General features: G+C 47.5%; 14 protein-coding genes. 7 read left to right on the top strand and 7 right to left on the bottom strand.

Going from position 1 to position 21,462, the window contains the following annotated elements; translation table 11 throughout:
• Positions 1-155 precede the first annotated feature (155 nt).
• From NC796_RS09345 to NC796_RS09365, 5 genes are all read right to left on the bottom strand, one after another.
• Positions 156-845: an OmpA family protein gene (locus tag NC796_RS09345; protein WP_310684119.1), complete on the bottom strand. Its 690-nt coding sequence runs from the start codon at positions 843-845 to the stop codon at positions 156-158.
• 1,644 nt (positions 846-2,489) lie between these two features.
• Positions 2,490-3,047 carry a DUF2911 domain-containing protein gene (locus NC796_RS09350; protein WP_310684120.1) on the bottom strand — a complete coding sequence of 186 codons (558 nt, stop codon included), beginning with the start codon at positions 3,045-3,047 and terminating at the stop codon, positions 2,490-2,492.
• Positions 3,048-3,092: 45 nt separating this feature from the next.
• Positions 3,093-5,993 carry a hypothetical protein gene (locus NC796_RS09355; protein ID WP_310684121.1) on the bottom strand — a complete coding sequence of 967 codons (2,901 nt, stop codon included), beginning with the start codon at positions 5,991-5,993 and terminating at the stop codon, positions 3,093-3,095.
• Between the two features lie 123 nt (positions 5,994-6,116).
• Positions 6,117-6,782 carry a PAQR family membrane homeostasis protein TrhA gene (trhA, locus tag NC796_RS09360; protein ID WP_310684122.1) on the bottom strand — a complete coding sequence of 222 codons (666 nt, stop codon included), beginning with the start codon at positions 6,780-6,782 and terminating at the stop codon, positions 6,117-6,119.
• 345 nt (positions 6,783-7,127) lie between these two features.
• Complete coding sequence (locus NC796_RS09365) at positions 7,128-7,487, bottom strand: DUF559 domain-containing protein (RefSeq protein WP_310684123.1); 360 nt, start codon at positions 7,485-7,487, stop codon at positions 7,128-7,130.
• Between the two features lie 887 nt (positions 7,488-8,374).
• Between NC796_RS09365 and dnaX the strand changes: the two genes are divergently transcribed.
• The 4 genes from dnaX to NC796_RS09385 all read left to right on the top strand — a co-directional run bounded on the left by dnaX (position 8,375) and on the right by NC796_RS09385 (position 13,477).
• On the top strand, positions 8,375-10,366 hold the full coding sequence (gene dnaX / locus NC796_RS09370; RefSeq protein WP_310684124.1) for a DNA polymerase III subunit gamma/tau: 1,992 nt from the start codon (positions 8,375-8,377) through the stop codon (positions 10,364-10,366).
• A 79-nt stretch (positions 10,367-10,445) separates the two neighbouring features.
• Positions 10,446-10,787 (top strand): YbaB/EbfC family nucleoid-associated protein, encoded by a 342-nt coding sequence (locus NC796_RS09375; RefSeq protein ID WP_310684125.1) that lies wholly within the window; start codon positions 10,446-10,448, stop codon positions 10,785-10,787.
• 60 nt (positions 10,788-10,847) lie between these two features.
• Complete coding sequence (gene recR / locus NC796_RS09380) at positions 10,848-11,456, top strand: recombination mediator RecR (protein WP_310684126.1); 609 nt, start codon at positions 10,848-10,850, stop codon at positions 11,454-11,456.
• Between the two features lie 116 nt (positions 11,457-11,572).
• Positions 11,573-13,477, top strand: coding sequence for a M1 family metallopeptidase (locus tag NC796_RS09385; RefSeq protein WP_310684127.1), 1,905 nt, complete (start codon positions 11,573-11,575; stop codon positions 13,475-13,477).
• Between the two features lie 592 nt (positions 13,478-14,069).
• On the opposite strand, the gene NC796_RS09390 is transcribed toward NC796_RS09385, so the two are convergent.
• Positions 14,070-15,440, bottom strand: coding sequence for a serine hydrolase domain-containing protein (locus tag NC796_RS09390; RefSeq protein ID WP_310684128.1), 1,371 nt, complete (start codon positions 15,438-15,440; stop codon positions 14,070-14,072).
• A gap of 350 nt (positions 15,441-15,790) precedes the next feature.
• Between NC796_RS09390 and htpX the strand changes: the two genes are divergently transcribed.
• Positions 15,791-16,663 (top strand): zinc metalloprotease HtpX, encoded by an 873-nt coding sequence (gene htpX, locus NC796_RS09395; RefSeq protein ID WP_310684129.1) that lies wholly within the window; start codon positions 15,791-15,793, stop codon positions 16,661-16,663.
• Between the two features lie 216 nt (positions 16,664-16,879).
• On the opposite strand, the gene NC796_RS09400 is transcribed toward htpX, so the two are convergent.
• Entirely contained in the window at positions 16,880-17,089 is a 210-nt protein-coding gene (locus NC796_RS09400; protein ID WP_310684130.1) for a hypothetical protein, read from the bottom strand.
• 146 nt (positions 17,090-17,235) lie between these two features.
• Here NC796_RS09400 and NC796_RS09405 point away from each other — a divergent pair, with 146 nt between their 5' ends.
• Entirely contained in the window at positions 17,236-19,215 is a 1,980-nt protein-coding gene (locus NC796_RS09405) for a PAS domain S-box protein (protein ID WP_310684131.1), read from the top strand.
• A 419-nt stretch (positions 19,216-19,634) separates the two neighbouring features.
• A complete protein-coding gene (locus NC796_RS09410; protein ID WP_310684132.1) occupies positions 19,635-20,921 on the top strand; it encodes a hypothetical protein in 1,287 nt (428 codons plus the stop codon).
• Positions 20,922-21,462: the final 541 nt, after the last annotated feature.

Here is a 21,462-nt window from a genome sequence, read left to right on the forward strand (position 1 = left end):
TCGGTTATCGTTCCGAAGCTAGGTTTTAATAGAGCACCTTGAAGTAGAGTTAAAATAAAGAAATGTCACCCCCTCGGACTTCAACTACTGCTTTCACCGAGGGGGGACCTTTGCAATCACTGGCGGATTTAAGTGCTCAAAAATGGAGACTCCTATTATTCTACCTCTCCGAGTTCGCCCCGTTTAGCGGCGCGCTTCAGCTCATCATTGGCGTATATCGCTATTTCGACACGGCGATTTTGCTGTCGACCGGCGGTCGTACTATTTGTGGCTATCGGCTGCTCCTCGCCGTAACCGATGATGGTCATGCGCTCACTATTGACTCCCAGAAATGAGGAATAGCTTGCCACTGACTTGGCGCGCTCCTCTGATAGCTGCTGGTTGTAATCGTTGCTGCCGGTGTTGTCGGTGTGTCCCGCATAGAGGATGTTCGTGTCTTCATACTTTTTTAGAATTTCAGAAAGGTCCTCCAGGTTAGATTTTGATTCATCCCTGAGGGCATGGGAGTCAACATCAAATAAGATGCCCGAATCAAAGGTAATTTTAATACCTTCACCGACGCGTTCAACTTTGGCATTCTCAAGGTCCTCGCGCATCTCACGGGCCTGCCGATCCATATAGTTGCCAATGGCCGCGCCTGCAGCACCACCTACAGCAGCACCAATGATGGCACCTTTTACCGTACTTCCGGCCGCTTTTCCAATTATTGCTCCTGCCAATCCCCCGGCACCGGCACCAATGGCACCACCTTTGGCCGTCTTACTCCAGTTTTGGCACCCGGCTATTGTCATAAACATCATCGCAATCGAAAGAAAAAGGGCTGTAGCTTTTTTTGTCTTTACCATATGTAATTCTATTTGTTGGATTTAGTTTGACTACGACGTTTAGATTGTAAATGAATAAATTTGTTCCTTGAGGTCGAGCAACCAGGTTAAAGGGGAGCCGGTAGTTGCCTGCAAATCATGTTAGAAATCTGGGTTAGGGAAAAAGCACTATTGGGGAATGAAGGTAATATAAAGCTTATACCCTTCGTCATCTCGACCAGCGGGAGAGATCTTTATTGCTAAGGGCTTTCTACTTTAAATAGGTGGTCAGAATGAAAATAGTCTTAAAATATGAAGAAGCCCATCACTTGCGCGGGAATTAATACCCGCGCCTTGGGTAGAGCAGGGTTTTTACTAACTATTTGGAGGACAGGAGAGGTCACATAATCTCCCTACTATGTAAAGGTGATTTACATAGCTATGTGGATCACCTTTTCCTTACTATGTAAAACCAATTCACATTACTATGTAATTTTGATTCACATTGTAATGAAATTTGAATTTTCCCTACTATATGAATTGGATCCATATACTTATATGGATCACCTCCATATTACTATATGTTTCCAAACCATGTTACTATATGTTTCCAAACCATGTTACTATATGACTCGGAAACATATAGTAAGGAAAATGCCGGTGGGATGAGAAATGCACTCCCGACCATAGAGACCATGCGACTATCGGGGGTAATCCCGTGATAATATTCCAATTAGATGAACAAAAACGAGCGGGGAGACCGCCCAATTGACCTCATTGTGAGCCAATACCCACCTATCAAAGGCTCAAAAGTCTTGAGCAGTAGGTTCAAAACCTTTGAGCAGTAATGACAAAAGTCTTGAGCAGTAATCGCAAGACACTTGAGCAATAATTGTAAAACTGAACCCCGGTAGTCGCAAGTTGAATTAACGTGAGTTCGACATAAACAGTCGTTACGATTTGCTTTTTACCACTAACCTACCAGCTGCCAAAAACCGGTCGCTGGCCGGCATTCAGCAACATTCCGGGTAGCCCGAGGACTATTTCAGCAATTGCTCGCTTCCGTCCGCTCGTATGCGGCGGAAGCCCTCTGACGCTCCGCGTCTCTGGGGCACCTACTGGACGCGGAGCGTCCCAACAGGTCCCAACGCAGAGCATAGGGACCAAGCGTCGGGTTATTAATAAGAAATCTTATATCGAACTGACATTAAATTAAGAATGAACACGTTTCGTGGGTACGTTTGCTGAATTTGAGGATTTAGGTGGTGTTCCTTTCAGGAACGAAAAAAAATGAACCAAAAAAAGTCGCCGGCTGGAGATTTAGTCGCCTGGTAGCACGTCTCTACGGCTAAAAGAAATCAAGATATTAACAGATATTGCTTTTTCTCAGAAACAGGTCTTAAGCGTTACAAACTACAAACAACTAGTTGGTTAAGGATTTCTTTCTTAACGCCTCCGTTGCGTTCACTCGAGACGGCTCACAAATCCAAGGCCGGTTAATTTGAGTCTACATTAGAATTAAAACGAATAAATGAAGGTCTTTTTGCTGAAGAACTGCTGGCGGCGAATCTTAAAGCCGTTACCCAAACCTTCAGACCTTCGGCCTTCCGACTTTCGACCAAGCCACCATACACCTCAACGTCTCAACGGTTCAACATTTCAACGTTTCAACAAACATAACCCTTGTCACGCCCCACCATCACCGATAAATTCAACCGGAATCCTTACCTCCGTCTGATCCCATCGCATTACAATATTGGTAGAGTCATTTTCCACTTCCTCAAACTGTATTGTGAATGCTTCTGCCGAGTCTTCCATCTTCGTCGCACTTACATCCACGCGCATCACATCATAGTCTGCATTATAATCAAAAGCTCCCCACTGGCCGAGCTGGGAATTAAGGATGATGGTCCATGTCTCTGTATTCGGAATGCTGAAGAGTGCATAGGTGCCGGCCTCTACCCTTTCCCCGGCAAGCATGATATCCCCGGTGACTGTTAATTCAGTAGCTTCATTGGCGCCGGTTCGCCACACCTCTCCGTAGGGAACGAGATCTCCGAAGATGACACGCCCGCGTTTGTAGGGCTGGCCATAGACAATCTTGGCATAGGTCCCCTCGTGATTTACCTGTGCAATTGCGATCGGGCTTTTGCGCCGATCTGTAGTCGGGTCCTCTGACTCACTTTGGCAAGCAATGGTTGTAAGTGAGATTAATACCAGTAAGTAAACAGTAAATGATTTCATATGAAGTAGTTCGGTTTTAAAGTATATTCAAAAATAAAAGCATCCTTAAAAGTTCCCAACAAAGGGGTTAAGTTTTCCACGGGTCGGTTCATACCCGAGTCCGATTCCTATATTAAATGACACGTTGGAAATACGAAACTGGGTGCGGAGTCCCAGCCCGAAAACGGTGCGTGATGCACTGGAAAAGTTGTTGATGCCGGCCCCATCAAGGTCGGCAACCGTATTTGAGAAACCCACCAGGTAAAAGCTGCTGAGATAGGCCGGGATAAGGAAACCGCCCCTGTCGGGGTAGAAAAGGGGAACCGTGTACCGCGTGCTGAAACTCAGCATATGCTGGGAGGTGGGAAATATCCGTTCAGAAAATCCGCCCGAGACCAGTTGCTGGTTGTCAAAAGTCGGTGCGTTTTGGGTCAACCCCTCAAGCCCGATCCGCAGCGACTGGTTCCAGCGCCTGAGTGGTGCCGTGTACCAATAAAGTCCGGAGCGCCAGGCCGTTGCCCGCGAAAAATCAATGTCCACCTGGTAGTTTTCGGTTCTGATGGTGGTCGCGCCGCTGGTAAAAAAGTGTTCCAGCTCGGAGAATAAGATAACTCCACTTTTGGGCTGCAGATCCCGGATATTACGCTGCAGCCGGTACCGAAAAAAGCCATAGACATTGGTCGTAAAAAAGTTGGCGTAATTGGAGGCCGGGTCGCCATTGTGATCCAGTTCAAAAAAGCGCGTGCCCCTCAATTTGAGTGTAGGGGTAATTCCCACTACGGTTTGGCGCACGTTGTCTTCCAGGATAAAACGGGTGGGAATGCCGACCGAAGCCCCGGCATCCTGTCGCAGGAACTCAAGGCTTTGCTCTTCGCCTGATGGTGTTTGAACGGGTAACGCCTGGAAACGGGGACGGCTGAATGCTTCGAGCTCAAATCCCGGAAAGAAGCCGGCGTGGTGGTAACTTAAATCGTACCAGGCCCGATTCTGTACATAAGAGAGATCGAGCTGGTAGGAATTACGCTGAAGCAGGTCGTTGCTGGAAAGGGTGAGGCCCAACTCGTAGGTCCCCGAATTGGAAACTTCACTGATTACGGGAGATACCATTCGTGGGAGTATCCATTGACCGTTGGAGCGGTAGGGTTTGATATTCCAGGTGTCGGATTCCTCTTTGAGGTCCGCTCCCAACTCCCTGCGGGTCATAAATTCTGCTTTCTTTTTTGAAGGAGTCCACAAGTCGGAATCGACGGGTTGATCCAACAATTCAGAACTCTCCAGCACCACCGGCAGGTGCTCATTTTGGTGTTGAATGATAAAGGCGATGCGGTCACCACCGGGGCTGTAACTTCCCTCCATGGCGTTATAATTCGTATTTGTAAGCTGGGTTAGGGCCTGTTGTTTAGCGTCGTATTCATACAGTTGCATAGTGCCGGAGTGATCGCTACTGAACATAAGCCGGTCTCCGGACGGGTGCCAGGCGGGATCAAATATCGATCCACTGTTAAAGGAGATGTCAGGAGTCCGTCTTATCTCCTGTCGAATTGAATCCTCCCGGACCAGCCACAAGCCCTGGAGGCCCCGCCGGTTGGCAACGATGGCCAGTTGCTTCGTGTCGACAGGGTTGAGCTTTACACTCACAAACTCTGTGTTCGGCAAGCTTATTTTTTCCACAACAGACAACGAGGTACTGCCTGGATTGAGCCGGATCAGCGTACTCGACTCATGATCAGTCTGTAGGGCATAGTACCCGTTATATCGGTATACAGGGGCAAATACACGGAGATTATCGGATAGTCGCTTTGTTGACTCTGTAGAAAGATCCGCCTCGTAAAGCTCCATCTTGTAGGTATTGCTGTAGTAGGGACTGGATCGATAGTTGGCGAACAGCAGTCGCGAGCGGTCGGCTGAAAGGTCATAGTTGTAGTCCTGCACGGTGCGGGTTTCCAGCGCTTTTTCCAGGCGGCCTTCGGTAAGCGAGTAGGAATAGAAGCCCGGGCTGGCGTTGTAGAAACTACCGTACATCAGCAGCCGGTTCTCAGAAAGCCACACCGGGCGGCGCACCTCCGCCCCATCGTAAGGGATTGACAGTGGTTTGTAGGAATCAGATTTGTCCTTGACTCCCTTTTGGTGCTCTTCGACAAATTCATTGTGGAGCTGTCCGGGCCATTTCCCAGTGACATGCCGCAGTGCGGTGCCGTATCCTAAAAAGGGCCAGCGGATAAAAAAATCGATCACCTGGTTTGTGGTGCTGTCCCCGTAGGTCTGCTGCAGGAAGTTCGTGAATTCATATCCGCCGATGTAGTGTCGGTCAAACGGACGGCTGTAGGAGGAGGTCCCCAGCATCTGTCCCAAAGACCAGCGGTCCGGGCTATCATATACCGCCTCAAACTGGTTCGTGAAGTAAGGATAATGGCCTCTCCCTCCGTCGGGAGCGATATTTTGGGTTTCATGGTATACAGCGATCCCTTCATGCACACCCTGTGGCGGGCCCCCATTGATGGAGCGGGCGGCGTCTGGAGAAAACAGTTTAATCACATTGGCCCAAATTCCGTTGAGGTGGCTGTAATGCAGGGCGTGCACCAGCTCGTGCGGTGTCACCGTTTCCAGCCAGTTGCCCGATTGCGGGTTCATCGCCTTCCCCTTGATACTCGGTATTTCAATCTCTGATCGGAAATGAAATGAGGAGACAAACCCGTTGGAGCGATCGTTGAAATTATTCAGCACCACGGGAAAGTTGGTCAGCTCTCCCCCCACCAAGTTTTGCACTTTGGGATACTCATGCTCCAGGATGCGGGCGGTGCGGTAGGCTACGGAATCCTCCCCCTTTGGAAAAACAACATTGAAGTGCGGGGTCTCAAGCTGCTTCCAGTTAAGGTTGGGTGGCCGGTATTTTGTGGGATAAAGTTGAGAGAAGGCAGGTTGGGAGCAGAATCCAAAAAGTAAAACAAGAAATAGGATGTGTTTCATTAAACAAGATCTATTTCAAAAACAGCATGGATGTTTAAATTATTTGCTGGTAGCTGACGGCTGAAAGCTTTTAGTATGACGCAATGTACTTACGACTAATCACCTATCAAAACCTTCATCCAATCAACCAGCAAATCCAGGCAGATACCAATAAAAAGCCCAGAAATGAGAAAACGTACCGCCCATTACAAACAGGTGCCAGATTTCGTGGTGACCAAACAAGCCGGGCAGTGGATCCGGTTTTTTAACTCCATAGATCACAGCTCCGATTGTGTATGCCAGTCCGCCAGCCAAAATCCATATTAAAAAAGCCAGCGGGAGCTTTTCAAACAGCGTGGGAAAAAGGAAAATGCCCATCCATCCCATTCCCAGGTACAGAAACAGGGAAAGCCACTGGGGAGCATCAATCCAGAATATCTTCTTAATGATTCCCCCTATGGCGAACGTCCATACCGCGCCAAATACAATCCACTTCCAGGACTCGTCCAGCACAATCAGGCAGATCGGGGTATAGGAGCCTGCAATGAGCACATAGATCATGCTGTGATCCAATTTTTTGAGCAGGCGTATCGCTTTTTCGCCCACATGCAGGCTGTGGTAGAGCGTGCTTGACAGGTAGAGCAAAATCATGCTGACGCCAAACATCGAGAAGGCTATGATATGACGCGTTGAATCGATCAGTACCGCATCATACAGCAATAAAAAAAGACCCACGACCGAGAGTAGCACCCCAAAACCGTGGGTCAAACCGCTGATGGGTTCTCGTATGTATTTTTTCAGAAAATGCATTCCGTATAATACGGATTTATGGGATAGTAAGCTTGAATGATACTCGCTGATAACGCGGGAAAACAGAAAATCGTATACTAGCCATTAAATTTTAATATTCTATCCCCCATCCCGGCCGCTGCATTTGCGACCGGGTGGGTAAAAAAATGATATTGACAACCCTCTAAATCTCCCTTTACTAAGGGAGACTGATTCCTGACTGTTTAATGGAGAAATGGTTGAATCAATATTCCATGGTTTATAAACGATTGCTGATAGTACGTGCAAATGAATATTTGAAAGCATGTTCAAAATCCCCCTTAACAAAGGGGGACTCAGGGGGTTGTATTTTACTCCATGAAATTCTCATATTCTATCTATAATCCAGCTCTCAATAGCATACAAAACGTTGTCCATCTCAGTCCTCACCTCTTTTTCACTAAACCGAATCACCGTAAGTTCAAGCTTTTCCAGCCAATCCTGTCGCGCCACATCTTTTGTAAGTTTGTGGCGGTGGGAAGCCTTGCCGTCGATTTCTATGATTAGCTTAAGAGGATTACAGAAAAAATCGACGATATACTCCCCAATCGGTTTTTGTCTCATAAACTGGTAGCCTCGCATCTTCCGTTGCTTCAATTGGTTCCAAAGCAATACCTCCCCAAGGGTACTGTTGTTTCGAAGTTTTCTGGCCAGTTTTTTTAACTTAGGATTGTAGTAGATTTTCATTGTATATGCTCTCTGTCTTTTGAAAAAATATTTGTTTCCTATCTCTTGAATAACATTGTATAAAAATACAGTGGTACCGACAACCCTCTAAATCTCCCTTTTCTAAGGGAGACCAATGCCGTGCCCTTTTAATAGAGGAATGCTCGAATCAATAGTTTGCAGGTTATAAATGATTTATAGATTGAGCGCGCAAATGAATATGTAAAAGCATCTTAAAATCCCCCTTAACAAAGGGGGACTCAGGGGGTTGTATTTTACTCCATGAAATTCTCATGTTCTATCTATAATCCAGCTCTCAATAGCATACAAAACGTTGTCCATCTCATTTCTCACTTCTTTTCACTAAACCTAAGCACTGTAAGTCCAAACTTAGTCAAAATTTTATGGGATATTCACACTGCTTATGAAAACTATTTATTTTTTATTTCCTGAAATAGCATGTATGAAAGTGCAGGGATTCCGACAACCCTCTAGATCTCCCTTTACTAAGGGAGACTGATTTTGTGCCTTTAATACAGTAATCGTCGAATTAATATTCAATAGTTTATAAAACGATTACAAAGGGGATGAGCAAACAAATACTTGAAAGGCATCTTTGAAATCCCCCTTAATAAAGAGCCTGTCCCGAAAGGTATCTGGAGGGATCTAGGGGTTGTCATATAATTGCATATAGTAAAATAAAAACATACGATCTGAACTCCCTCCAAACCAAAAACGAAAATTTGAATGTTGAAGCAGATCCCAATTAAATCCAAATTCAAAATTTGAAAATTCAACATTGTTAATAATTCTGCTACGAAATTGGCGTTCACATTTTGTACTTTTGGAGTTGTACAAAGTTGAACCTGCAGGCGATTGCATCCAGGGTTATTTAAACCAATATCCATATGTCTGACAACTACCGCGCACTAACCCGAACATACCGGCCCACAACCTTTGATGACATCGTATCACAGCGGCATGTGAGCGATACGCTGAAAAATGCCATCAAGCAGCAGCGGCTGGCCCATGCCTACATGTTTTGTGGACCGCGGGGTGTGGGAAAGACGACGATGGCGCGGGTGCTGGCACGTACAGTCAATGAGATCGATTCCTCTGTTGATGGTGAAGGCCTCAACCAGACATTGAATATTGTAGAGATTGACGCCGCCTCCAACAACAAGGTGGATGACATCCGGGATCTGCGTGAGCGGGTCCGCATCCCACCCCAGAACGGCCGCTACAAAATCTATATCGTGGACGAGGTCCACATGCTCAGTAAGTCGGCCTTCAACGCTCTGCTGAAGACGCTGGAAGAACCGCCCGACCACGTAATTTTCATTTTTGCGACCACCGAGCCGCACAAGGTACTGCCTACCATCCTCTCCCGCGTCCAGCGGTTTGATTTTAAGCGAATAAGCGTGGATGAGATCGTGGAGCGACTGCAGCAGGTGGCCAAAGATGAAGGAATCAGCATTGATGTGGAGTCGCTGCATGTGATAGCCAAGAAAGCCGACGGGGCCCTGCGCGATGCCCTGGGTCTGCTCGACCAGGCGATCGCTTTCTGCGGAGACGATATTGACCACGATGAGCTGCTGCGTGCGCTCAACGTGGTGAGTACCGACCGCATGTTCCAGTTTATGGACACGGTGGAAAGTCACGATGCGGGGTCGGGGTTGGAGCTTATCAATGAGCTGCTGCAGGAAGGGCACGATATCCAGGAATTTTTGGTCGGCCTGCTGGAGCACCTCCGTAACCTATATGTCGCCAAGAACTCCGAAAAGATGCATCTCGTGGAGGCTTCAGCTGAAACGAAAAAGCGGTACCAGCAAGCCGCCGGGCCGTTCAGCCAGGATGACCTGATGCGGATGATGCACCTGGTCAGTGAAGCACAGTACAAGATCAAGGAAGCACAGCAGCCGCATATTCAGTTTGAGCTTACCCTGCTGAAGCTGATCCACATGGAGCGCTCCGAAAATTTGAACACGTTGCTTAGTGAGCTGGATGCATTAAAAAAAAAGCTTAGCAATGTAGATGGCGGCACAGTAACCCGGGAACCGGAGGCGGCAGACCGGAAGTCGGACAGTGAAAAGTCGGACTCATCAAACAATTCCACTGAACGTGCTGCTGAATCGGGTGGTGAAGGGCCCGAACCGGATCCCAGGGAAAATGTAGAGCAAGGTGTGGAGGAATCCCGCCCAGTCGAGCCTGATCGTGAGCATGAAGAACCGGATGAGCAGGAAGGAACGGAACCTGTGGGTAGCCCCCAAACGTCGGTTTCGGAACCTGTCCCTATGACTCCCGAGCCTGAGCCAGAAAGCCACGCTTCACAACCGAAAGCTGAGCATGAGGAAGTGGCAGTGGTTGAAGAAGATGAAACCGAAGATGAAAATAACTTCTTCGGACAGCCCTCACTTGGTGGTTTCAAGAACAGCTCCCCAGGTAATGGAAACAACGGGAATGGGGTTGCTGCCGAGCAGAAAAAGCCGGATCCCAAACCTAAAGTCCCCAAAAAAGAGAATATCACGCTGGAGGAAGTTAAGGACAGTTGGGATGATTACCTGAAGACCCTGAAGTCGGAGGTTCCACAGACGCTCTACTTCCAGATGCAGCGTATCGAGCCTGTGGCATTGAAAAACAGGGAGTTGACCCTCCGCTGTACAAATGATTTTGCCAAACGTATTCTGGATGAGAACAAGCGCCTTCTTGCAAAAGTGTTGGATTCCGTTGTAGGTATTTTCCTGCGATTTAATACCGTGGTTCAGAAAAATGAGGAGGAAGAAAAGGAAGAGTCCAAAAGTCCCTATGAGCGATTCAAGGATCTGCAGGAACGAGATCCCAAAATAAAGATGCTGGTTGAACTGTTTGGGGCCGAACTTGATTATAACTTAAACCGGTAGGATATAGTGGGATTAACCCTGGAATTGAGTTTAATTCATTTGCATGAACTTTTTAAATCTTAAAATTTAGTAGATCATTATGAAAAACATGGCAGACATGTTCGGAAAGTTTTCCGAACTGCAGGAAAAGATGGAAAAAGCAAAACAGGAACTCGCAAAGGTTGAGGTGGAAGCTGAGGCCGGTGGCGGCATGGTAAAGGTAAAGGCCAACGGCAAGCGTCAAATTATGGCAATTGAGATTGATGAGATGGCGATCGACCCGGATGAGGCCGAAATGCTGGAAGATCTTATTGTGGCGGGCGTCAACAAAGCACTTGAAAAGGCTGAAGAAGCCGCCCAGCAGAAGATGCAGGACACCTACAAAGATATGCTGCCCGGTGGCATGCCTGGTGGAATGGACCTCTCTAAACTCGGCTTTTAAAATCTCTGCTGACCTGTACGGACGTCCCAACGAGCGATAGCTCCAATCTAAAATTAATCTATGGAAGGCACTTCGGAAATACTGGAACGGGCCATCGAGCAGCTGGCCAAACTGCCGGGTACGGGGCGGAAATCCGCGCGTCGTATTGCGCTGTACCTGCTAAAGCAGAACGATGAATCGGTGATGAAGCTGGCCGATGCCCTGGTGGATCTCAAAAAGTCGATTACCCGCTGCACCTCCTGTGGGGTGATCAGCGATGGCGATCCCTGCTCTATCTGCAGTAATGTGAAGCGCCAGAATGGGCAGATCTGCGTGGTGGAGGAGTCGCAGGATGTCTACCTGATCGAAAAAACCAACGAGTTTCGTGGCAAATACCATGTACTGGGCGGGGTGATTTCGCCACTGGATAACATCGGTCCCGATGATATCCGCATTAAAGATCTGATGAAGCGCGTAAATGATGAGGAAGATCCTGTTGATGAAGTGATCCTGGCACTGAACCCCGACTCCGAGGGTGAAGCCACCTCCTACTACATCAACAAGCTGTTAAAGCCCTATGACGATGTGAAGGTGACCCGCATTGCCTATGGTATCCCGATGGGCACCGAGCTGGAGTTTATCGACGAAGCCACCCTGAGCCGCGCATTCGCCAGTCGCAATTCATTTTAGCCACAGATTTTCACTGATATTTAAGGATTTTAAATACTTTGAGAGATGTCATCTTTCCGAAGGGTGACATCTCTTTTACTATTGTTGAAATAATTCTACTTAAAATATAATGCACCATGAAAGTACGATTTGGCTTACTACTGCTCTTACTCTCCTTCCTTGTCCTGACCGCCCAAAGTCAGACGCGAGACTATTGGCAGCAGCGGGTGGAGTATGAGATGGATATCCGGATGGATGCGCCCAATAACCAATTTTCCGGCACGCAAAAACTGACCTATCACAACAATTCGCCCGATACTTTGCACCGCGTGTTTTATCACCTCTATTTCAATGCGTTTCAGCCGGGAAGCATGATGGACAAGCGTTCGCGCACTATCGAAGATCCGGACAGCCGGGTGAGAGATCGCATCCAGCATCTTACGGAGGATCAAATTGGGTATCATCACATCCAGTCTCTGATGCAGGATGGCGATGCGGTGGACTACAAAGTGGATGAGACGATTGTAGAAGTGACACTGAACGATCCAATTGAACCCGGTGAAAGCACGGTCTTTGAGATGGAGTTCGACAGCCAGGTGCCGCTGCAGATTCGCCGCTCCGGCTGGAATAACAATGAGGGCGTAGAGTTTTCAATGACCCAGTGGTATCCCAAGATTTCAGAGTATGATCACGAAGGCTGGCATCCCAATCCCTACGTGGGACGCGAATTCCACGGCGTATTTGGCAGTTTTAATATAAAAATCACGATCGACTCCTCCTACGTGATCGGTTCCACCGGCTACCTACAGAACCCACAGGAGATTGGTCACGGCTACCAGGAACAGGGCACGGAAGCAGATCGTCCCGATTCGGACAAGCTCACCTGGCACTGGAAAGCAGAGAACGTGCACGATTTTGCCTGGGGTGCCGATCCCGACTTCACCCATACTACCGCCCAGGTACCCAGCGGGCCCAAACTCCACTTTTTCTACCAAACGGATCCGGTGGCGACAAATAGTGCAACTTCCTCTGACCGGCAGGACTCCCTCAAAGCCTACTGGGAGCGGTTGCCGGAATATACGGTCAAAGGATTCCAGTTTATGAGCGAGCATTTGGGGAAATATCCCTACGAAAAGTTTTCGGTGATCCAGGGAGGAGACGGCGGCATGGAGTACCCGATGGCCACGCTGATAACCGGGAATCGATCTCTCCGGAGCCTGGTGGGCGTAACGGTGCACGAATTTATTCACATGTGGTACTACGCGGTGTTGGCCACCAACGAGAGCCGCTATCCCTGGATGGATGAAGGCTTTACCACTTATGCCTCAGCACTGACGATGGAGCACCTGTTCGGTGAACGCGATTTTCCTCACAGCGGGTCGTACGGTTCCTACTACCGGATTGTGGAGGATGGAGATGAAGAGGCGATGGATACGCACGCAGATCACTTTACGACCAACCGGGCGTATGGCGTGGCTTCCTATTCCAAGGGCGCGGTCTTCCTGAACCAGATGCGGTATGTGATTGGCCCTGAGGTTTTTGATCGTGGCATGAAGCGTTATTTCAGGGAATGGAAATTCAAGCATCCTACCGGCAGGGATTTCCTGCGTGTGATGGAGAAAGAGTCTGACATGGTGCTGGACTGGTATTACGAGTATTTTATCGAAACCACCAAGACGATCGATTACGGGATCGAGAGCGTGGTTGGACAAAACGACTCCACCTTTGTGACACTCAAACGGGAGGATTTGATGCCGATGCCGATCGACCTGGTGGTGGAATACACCGATGGCAGCAGTGAGCAGTTCTACCTTCCGCTACAGATTATGAGGGGCGAAAAAGCGAATGAATATCCCGATATGCCACGGACTACACTGACGGACTGGCCATGGACCTACCCCACCTACACCTTGGGCATCCCTGAACCGGCCGAAACGATCAGCCGTATCGTCATCGACCCGACGGGCCGTATGGCGGATATCAACCGGGAAAACAACGCGTTCGATATGGAAGAGGCCACCACGGTATTTGGAACAAAATGACCGGACTTACTTAACCTGAGTTCTATATAAGAATTACTAAAACTAATAACTGTCATCCTAGGAGGCTTTGGTGATGGCCGATTATCTCGTATGTAAGATCATCCAAGTTTCACATTTCATCCATTGGAATCAGGAGGGACAGGATTAAAGGATTTTCGGGATTACTTCTTAACTTGGTGTCCACGCAAATGGCAATTCCAGTATCATCCTGTGTATCCTCTAATCCTGTAAATCCCGGTTCTGATTTCCTCCATACTTATGCCTCACCTCCGCTGCATTTGATGCTCCTGCATCCTACAGCCCAGGTGTTATAGCTCTCATCGAGAGGGATTGGATTCAGTGACCCTTCTGAATCCCTCAATGGACAGGTTGTATAGAACTGACGTTACTAAAATATATGGATGAAGGAATCTCTTTACAGTGGCTGTGTTCTGTTAACGAGCAAATTTACGATAGGCCGGTGGACAAAATGTTTAAGATCTGCCTCCAGCCAAGCCAACATCGGTCGGGAGTACTACTCCCTCCCAACAATTGTTCTGCGTATATCTAAATTAATCGTGTCATCCGCGTTCGATAAACCAGTTAACCGAGGTTATTCCACAATGGCTTGCCGGGCCAGGATGCCGAACTTTTCATTCAAGGTGGCACCGCCGGCGGGGTGCTTTTGTGCCACGCTGATGCCGATCATATTTTCTGCGGGGTCAATAAAGAATGTGCCGTACCAGAAACTTCCCCATCCGAACGTGCCCACGCTCCCCAGCTCACCGCGTTCGGAGAGGCTTCGGGTAACGCTGAAGCCAAGTCCGAAGCCCATGTCTTCCAGCCGGTCGCCAACGTGATCGGTGATCATAAGTTCGATGGATTTCGGGCTGAGCAGGCGCACGCCGTCCAGCTCTCCGCCATTTAACAGCATCTGTGTAAATCGGTAATAATCAGGTACAGTGGATGTAAGTCCTGCACCGCCGGCCAGGAAACGGTGTTCATCATCCGTGGGGTAAGTGCCGGGCCCAACATTCGGAAGACTGGCCTGCCCCTTATCACTGCCAAGTCGCTGCAGCCCGCCGTCTTCAGCCACGGTGTAGGTGGCGGCGAGGCGTGATTCCTGCTGGGAAGAAACGTGGAATTGAGTGTTGCTCATCCCCAGTGGCTCAAATATGCGCTTTTTAAAAAAACGGTCCAGTGTCATACCCGAGACCACCTCCACCAGGTAGCCCAACACATCAACGGACATCCCGTATGTCCAATCCTCTCCAGGATGGTGCTCCAGCGGCAAGGTCGCAAGTTTGGGTATATCCTCCGCAAGGGTGTTGGAGTCGGTAGTAAGACCGGAAGTAATCCCCTTCTCCCGAGACATCTTTTCAATAACAGGGTTGCCCCCATATGCTAAAAGACCTGAGGTATGCGTCAAAAGATGCCGAATGGTAATGGGATTGTTGGCCGGAACGGTCGGCGGATTCCCGGTGGCATCCTCGTTGGATGAGTCCGCCAGTACCCGCATATCTTTGAAAGCGGAGATGTAATCCGAAACGGGATCGCCCAGCTGAAAATGGCCCTCCTCATACAGCATCATAACGGCCACGCTGGTGATCGGTTTCGTCATGGAGGCGATCCGGAAGATGGTATTTTCGTTCATCGCAACGCCTACTTCTCGATTCTGCATGCCCGATGCATCCAGGTAAGCGATCTCTCCGTCTCGGGCTATCAGAACTACGCTCCCCGCCAACAGCTCATTTTCTATGTTGTGGTTGATCTCTCCGGACAGGTGCTGCAGGCGCTCACTCGAGAGGCCCACCTGCTCCGGCTCCACAACGGTAAGTGTTTCGGCGGTCTCCTGGGCATATGTTGGACTATTTATACCAACCATCCCCAGAACAAAAAGTGTAGAAAAAGTGAATACCCAGTAAAAAGTAAAAGCTGAAAAACCGACTCTTTCGTTCTCAAAAGTTGAAGCAGATAATCCCATTATATTTTCCCAGTTGTATTCCATTTTATTTTCAAACAATAATACATTCCACAATTTATTTATCCTAATCTCAGTACCATGCTGTACCATTCTATCAACTTGATTGAAGATATTGATTCTTAAAAAATACCTGGAATGCATTGGCAGGATGTGATGGCTTGGTCCAGCGATTGATGCCGCAATAACAGGGCGCTTTATTATTGCATATTAATGCAACCAGACATCGCGTTAATGAGTATACATCAGGATAAAAAAATTGTACCTTGAATGGCTCAGTACGAAACAAATTGCAAAACTTCTACGTTTTGTAGGTAAAGTAAAACAAAAAATTAAACAGAGAAGAGATTTATATGTTTAACAGAAACGGTATGCGAACAGTCTTTTTAATGACACTCGTGGCTGTTCTATTTATGCTGGTAGGCCAGGTTTTGGGAGGATCAACAGGCCTGGTTATCGCTTTCATTTTTGCGATGGGGATGAATGCGGTTAGCTACTGGTATTCCGATAAAATGGTCCTCAAGATGTACCGTGCAGAGGAGGTTGACCAACAGTCCCATCCAAAGCTGTACAACATGGTTAAAGAGCTGGCACAAAAGGCTGATCTTCCGATGCCTAAAGTTTATGTGATACCACAGCAGCAACCCAACGCGTTTGCAACGGGTCGGAATCCCGAACATTCGGCTGTGGCTTTTACCCAGGGTATACTCAAAGTACTTGACCATGATCAATTGAAAGGGGTTACAGCGCATGAGCTGGCCCACATTAAAAATCGAGATATCCTCACGCAAACGATCGTTACTACGGTTGTTAGCGCGTTGAGCATGCTGGCACAGTTTGCATTTTTCCTGCCGATCGGTGGTGGAGATCGTGACGGTCCGAATCCCCTGGTTGCCATTTTGGTGCTGATTACGGCCCCTATTGCCGCCTCGCTGCTGCAGGCCGCCATTAGTCGAACACGCGAATATGAAGCAGACCGCGTTGGGGCTGAGATCTCCGGCGAACCGCAGAGCCTGGCTGTTGCCCTACAACGCATTGAACAAGCGGTAGAGCAGGTACCGATGCAGGTGTCCGAAACGGCGATGCGCTCGACTTCTCACATGTTCCCGGTCAACCCGTTCAAGGGAGGCAAATTTATGAGCCTGTTTTCTACGCACCCGGATACCGAAGATCGGGTGAATCGACTGATGCATATGGCGCAGACCGGCGAATACGATTTTAATTGATCAAGATACATTGAACACTCCTTTTCCTCTCCCTGTGGAAATTTGGGGAGGGGAACTATCAGGCTAGATCATTTTCCTTACAAAACCCTTAGGTGAAGTTGATTCACCTAAGGGTTTCTTATTTTATCCGAGAAGGTTGATTTGTCATAAAGAGAGAGCGACAGGATAAGCTTGTATGTACAAGCATAATAGAAAAGGCTAGTTATTGCTGTGAGTTTAAGAATCCTCTCGGTGCTGCTCTTTATAGGCATTCTTGATACGCTGGTTCATGTGGCGCTTGTAGTTTTTGTATTCATATTTTCGGACGGTGAATTCAGAATGATAAGTACCGTCGTTGCACTCCACGTGTAGTTTTTCGGGATGATCCGTCTCTGAGATAACGACCTCAATATCGCCAATTTTGTAGGATTCCAGGGGTGTACTCATTACAATTGCTCTAACATTAGTGCATTATTTCAGGTTAGAACAAAATAATAAAGAAAATTATCTCAGAAATTGATGTATACACTTTTTTTACCGAAACTTGGGTTCTGATAAAAAGATGTAAATTTTTGTAAGAGGTCCGGGTACAAATGGGAAGAAAAAGGTTTACCGCACGTTTTAAGGCGCGGGTGGCACTTCAGGCTCTGGAAGACGAGGGTAAAGTTAAGGAGTTGGCTACGGAACATGAGATCTCATCGGGTCTGATAGAGGAGTGGGTTGAGATACTCAGGAACCGATCCGAGGGTCTGTTTATGGATAATCAGTCCGCTCCCGACGAGGAGCAGCCTGACACCCTGAGAGATTATCTTTCTCTCCTCCGGGCCACGCTGGATGCAACAGCCAACGGGGTGCTGGTAGTGGACAAGGACGGGAAGATTACGATATATAACGACCGCTTCCTGGAGATGTGGAATATTCCGGAGCATATCATTTCCGGGCAGGCGGATAAAGTGGCAGTTCAATATGTGCTCGACCAGATTGAAAACCCCGATGAATTCCTGGATAAAATCAGGGAGTTGTACAACAGGCCCGAGGCCACTTCCAAAGATGAAATAGTGTTAAAAGATGGTCGCATTATTGAGCGGTACTCCTTTCCACAACGAGTGGGCAACAAGATTGTAGGCCGTGTGTGGAGTTTTATGGACGTGACAGAATCGCGGGCCACTCAGAAAAAGATGAACCGTTTCGGTCGTCTGCTCAAATCCATTAATGCCAACGTAGAGGAGGCGATCCTGCGAAGCACGCCCAGTGAAGGCCTTGTCTATGTCAATGATGCATTTGTGGATATGTTTGGATATCAGTCAAAAGAGGAGGCGCTTTCGGTACCACCTGAGCAGTACTATAAATCGGAGGCGCAACGCTGGGACCTGGTTAACAAGCTGACCAACAAAGGCCGATTGGTGAATGAAGAGGTTGAGTATAAACGAAAAAACGGGAGCACCTTCTGGGGACTCGAGAATTGCACGCTGGTTGAGACCGACGGAAAGCAATTTATCGACTGCGTTATTCTGGATGTTACCAAGCGCCGGGAGGTGGAGGAAGCGCTGCGCCAGAGCGAGGAGAAATATCGCGCTATTGTTGAGAATATAGAGGACGGGTACTTTGAAACCAATCTGGAAGGTAACTTCACATTTTTTAATGAATCGCTGCAGCGTATACTGGGATATTCGCGCAAAGAGTTATTCAGTTTGGACAGATCCTATTACATGGATAAAGAGAATGCCCGGGATATCTGGAAAGTTTGCGCAGGGGTGTATCAAACCGGCGAACCTGTGCAGGGCCGCGACTGGGAGGTGATAACAAAAGGGGGAAAAACACGCTCTGTAGAGGCCTCAATCTCTCCTAAAAAGGATTCGAATGAAGAGCCTTCCGGTTTCCGTGGTATTGTGCGCGATATAACTGACCGCAAGCGCTATGAAAAGCGGATAAAAAAATCGCTCAATGAGAAAGAGATTCTGTTGGGTGAAATTCATCATCGCGTTAAGAATAACTTGGCCGTTATTTCTGGATTATTGTTTTTGCAGGCTGATCAAACCCTTGATGAGACCGCAGAGTCCCTGTTGAAGCAGAGCCGGAGCCGCATTCACTCCATGGCCGTAGTGCACGAAATGCTTTACGATTCCAGGTCATTTGCCAGCATTAGTCCCGAAGAATATGTTCACAAGTTGATAGAGTTCATTACAAGGAACCTGGACACTGAGGACAAGAATATAGAAACTGAAGTAATTACCGGGGACATCCAGCTTAAGATCCAGGAATCGATACCCTGCGCCCTGATTATCAATGAACTGTTGACCAATGCCTACAAATATGCATTCCAGGGCCGTACAGAGGGTAAAATTACGATCCGTTTTGAACCCGTCGATGAGCTGCACTATCAGCTGGTGGTTGCAGACAACGGCATCGGCTTTGATAAAAAGTCCGAACTGACCAAAGATATGAATGACGGTCTGGGATTATACCTTGTAAATACACTGATAAAGCAGCTCAAGGGTGATGTATCGATTGATACTTCCAACGGAACACGGTTCGTTATTACCTTTCCCGCCACGCAAACTGCGGTATTTTAACGTCCAAAACAGCAAGCCCCCAATCTGCCTACCTCTTTCGAGTCATTCCCTGAAGAGGATCTGTTGAAAACATGAGCTATTTGTATTGAGCAATTCCCCCTCTTGCAGTCTTGCACCTTTGCAACTGCGCATTGTTTCATCCTTGCAACCCTGCAATCCTCTAAAAATGGCATCTTCTCAAAAGGTGCGGATCCCCAGAAAAAAGTTTTATATAAAAACGGGCTTTAAGATACCGGCAGGCCCTTTTATCAATTTTCTGTTAAAATATTTTACTACACATCTTGTCATTGGTACGGATGTTGTAAATAGGTTAAACAGAGCAACACTGGGTCAACATAAATAATCAGGCTTAAGCCGCTCCCAAGAATTTAAAACCATTTTGCAACAAGTATCAACAAAACCCATAACGGGAGATCATTATGAAAACAATAACTAAATATATAACACTATCTCTTCTCTCTTTGTTTGTCATGGCGGGAAGCGCATTCGCACAGTTCACCAGTGAACTGCAATACTATACATACCAGGACCAACGGGGACTGAATGTATTTGAAGCTCCATTTACAACAAATATTGATTTTGATGGAGTCGCATTCAAAATTGGCGGGGCCAATACACTGCAATTCCAGGGGTTGAACCAAAGCAACAATGGTGCTGTTCCATTGTCAGGGCTTGAATCCAACTTCAACCTTGCTACTTCAAATCTTGATCTCGATGTAGCACTTGACAGCGGACTTCGTATGCACTTGAGAACGTATCTTACCTCGCGTCACCACACGGAGCCATATGTTAAAAGCGGCTACTTCCAAATAGATAGACTTGATTTTATTAAGGAAGGATTCCTGTCCGAGGTGATGGATAAAGTTCGTATCAAAATTGGTCACATGGAGATCAACTACGGTGATACTCACTTCCGACGATCGGATAACGGATCCGCTATTCTGAATCCATTTGTTGGCAACTACATCATGGACTCGTTCTCAACCGAAGTAAGTGGCGAGCTTTATTACTTCGACAACGGAATCCTGGCTATGGTTGGTCTTAGCAATGGGAAACTCAACCAGAGTACGGTTGCATCAAGCAATAAAACCACCCCAAATCTGTATGGTAAGCTGGGTTATGACAAACAAGTAAATGAAAACCTGAGATTCCGTCTTACAGGCTCTGTCCTGACCAGCAGTGAGTCCGCCTCCCTCTACCTGTATTCAGGTGACCGTGCGGGTTCCCGATACTACGGTATCTTTGGAGACAGCTTCACAAGTGGACGCTTTGCTCCTGACTATACCGTATCAGGTCGAGCACCAGGTGGCCCAATTTCAGGAGAAATGACCTCATTTATGCTCAACCCCTTCATCAAATTACAGGGACTGGAATTATTTGGAGTATATGAAGCCGTATCAGGTAAGCTGGCAACAGAATCTGAAAGCCGATCCTATGATCAGTATGGCGCGGAACTCTTGTATCGCTTCGGTGCTGAAGAGGATTTCTATCTGGGAGGTCGATTCAACCAGGTTTCCGGTGAGCTGGCAAGCGGAGATAATATCGATATAACCCGCTTCAATGTTGGTGGCGGATGGTTCCTTACAAAAAATATCCTTGCCAAAGTTGAGTATGTCACACAACAGTATGATGGCTTTGCAGCCAATAGCATGTACGCTGATGGCGAATTCAACGGCGTTATGATGGAAGCTGTTATCAGCTTCTAAGCTTCAAGCCTGATAGAAGCAGTAGGGGCGGGCACCGAAAGGTGTCCGCCTTTTTTATGTAATTAATTTAATGTCAGTTCGATATAAAATTGTCATTGCTCGGGAGTATGCGATCACCGGGATCCTGACAGTGGTCGGGAGGCAATCTCCCAATTAGATGAACAAAAATGAATGGTGAGATCGTCACGTCGACCCAATCGTGCTGCCAACAGGAATCACAAAAGCCTCCTTCCGATGTCAGTTATTATTTTGAGTAATCCTTATCCGGAACTCAGGTTAAACATGTAGGGATTACGCAGTAGATGCAGCTTTGCAAAGGTTGCTGATAGTACCTGTTGCAGAGCTGCAATAATAAAGTTAGCCTCCCTCTGCCCAGAATATTATATCTTTTTAAAATGGCTGGTTAAAGCTTATAGGGCTGGTTTTTAATGAATTCTTGAACAAATACACCTGTTTGGTATGGTAGTTGCAACACTGTTAAGTGAGAAGCTGAAAATCAGGCTTAATCAAATATTTAAAAAATCATTTTAGGAATTATTAT

This window comes from Aliifodinibius sp. S!AR15-10, from assembly GCF_031569985.1.
Lineage (GTDB): Bacteria > Bacteroidota > Rhodothermia > Balneolales > Balneolaceae > JAMQKA01.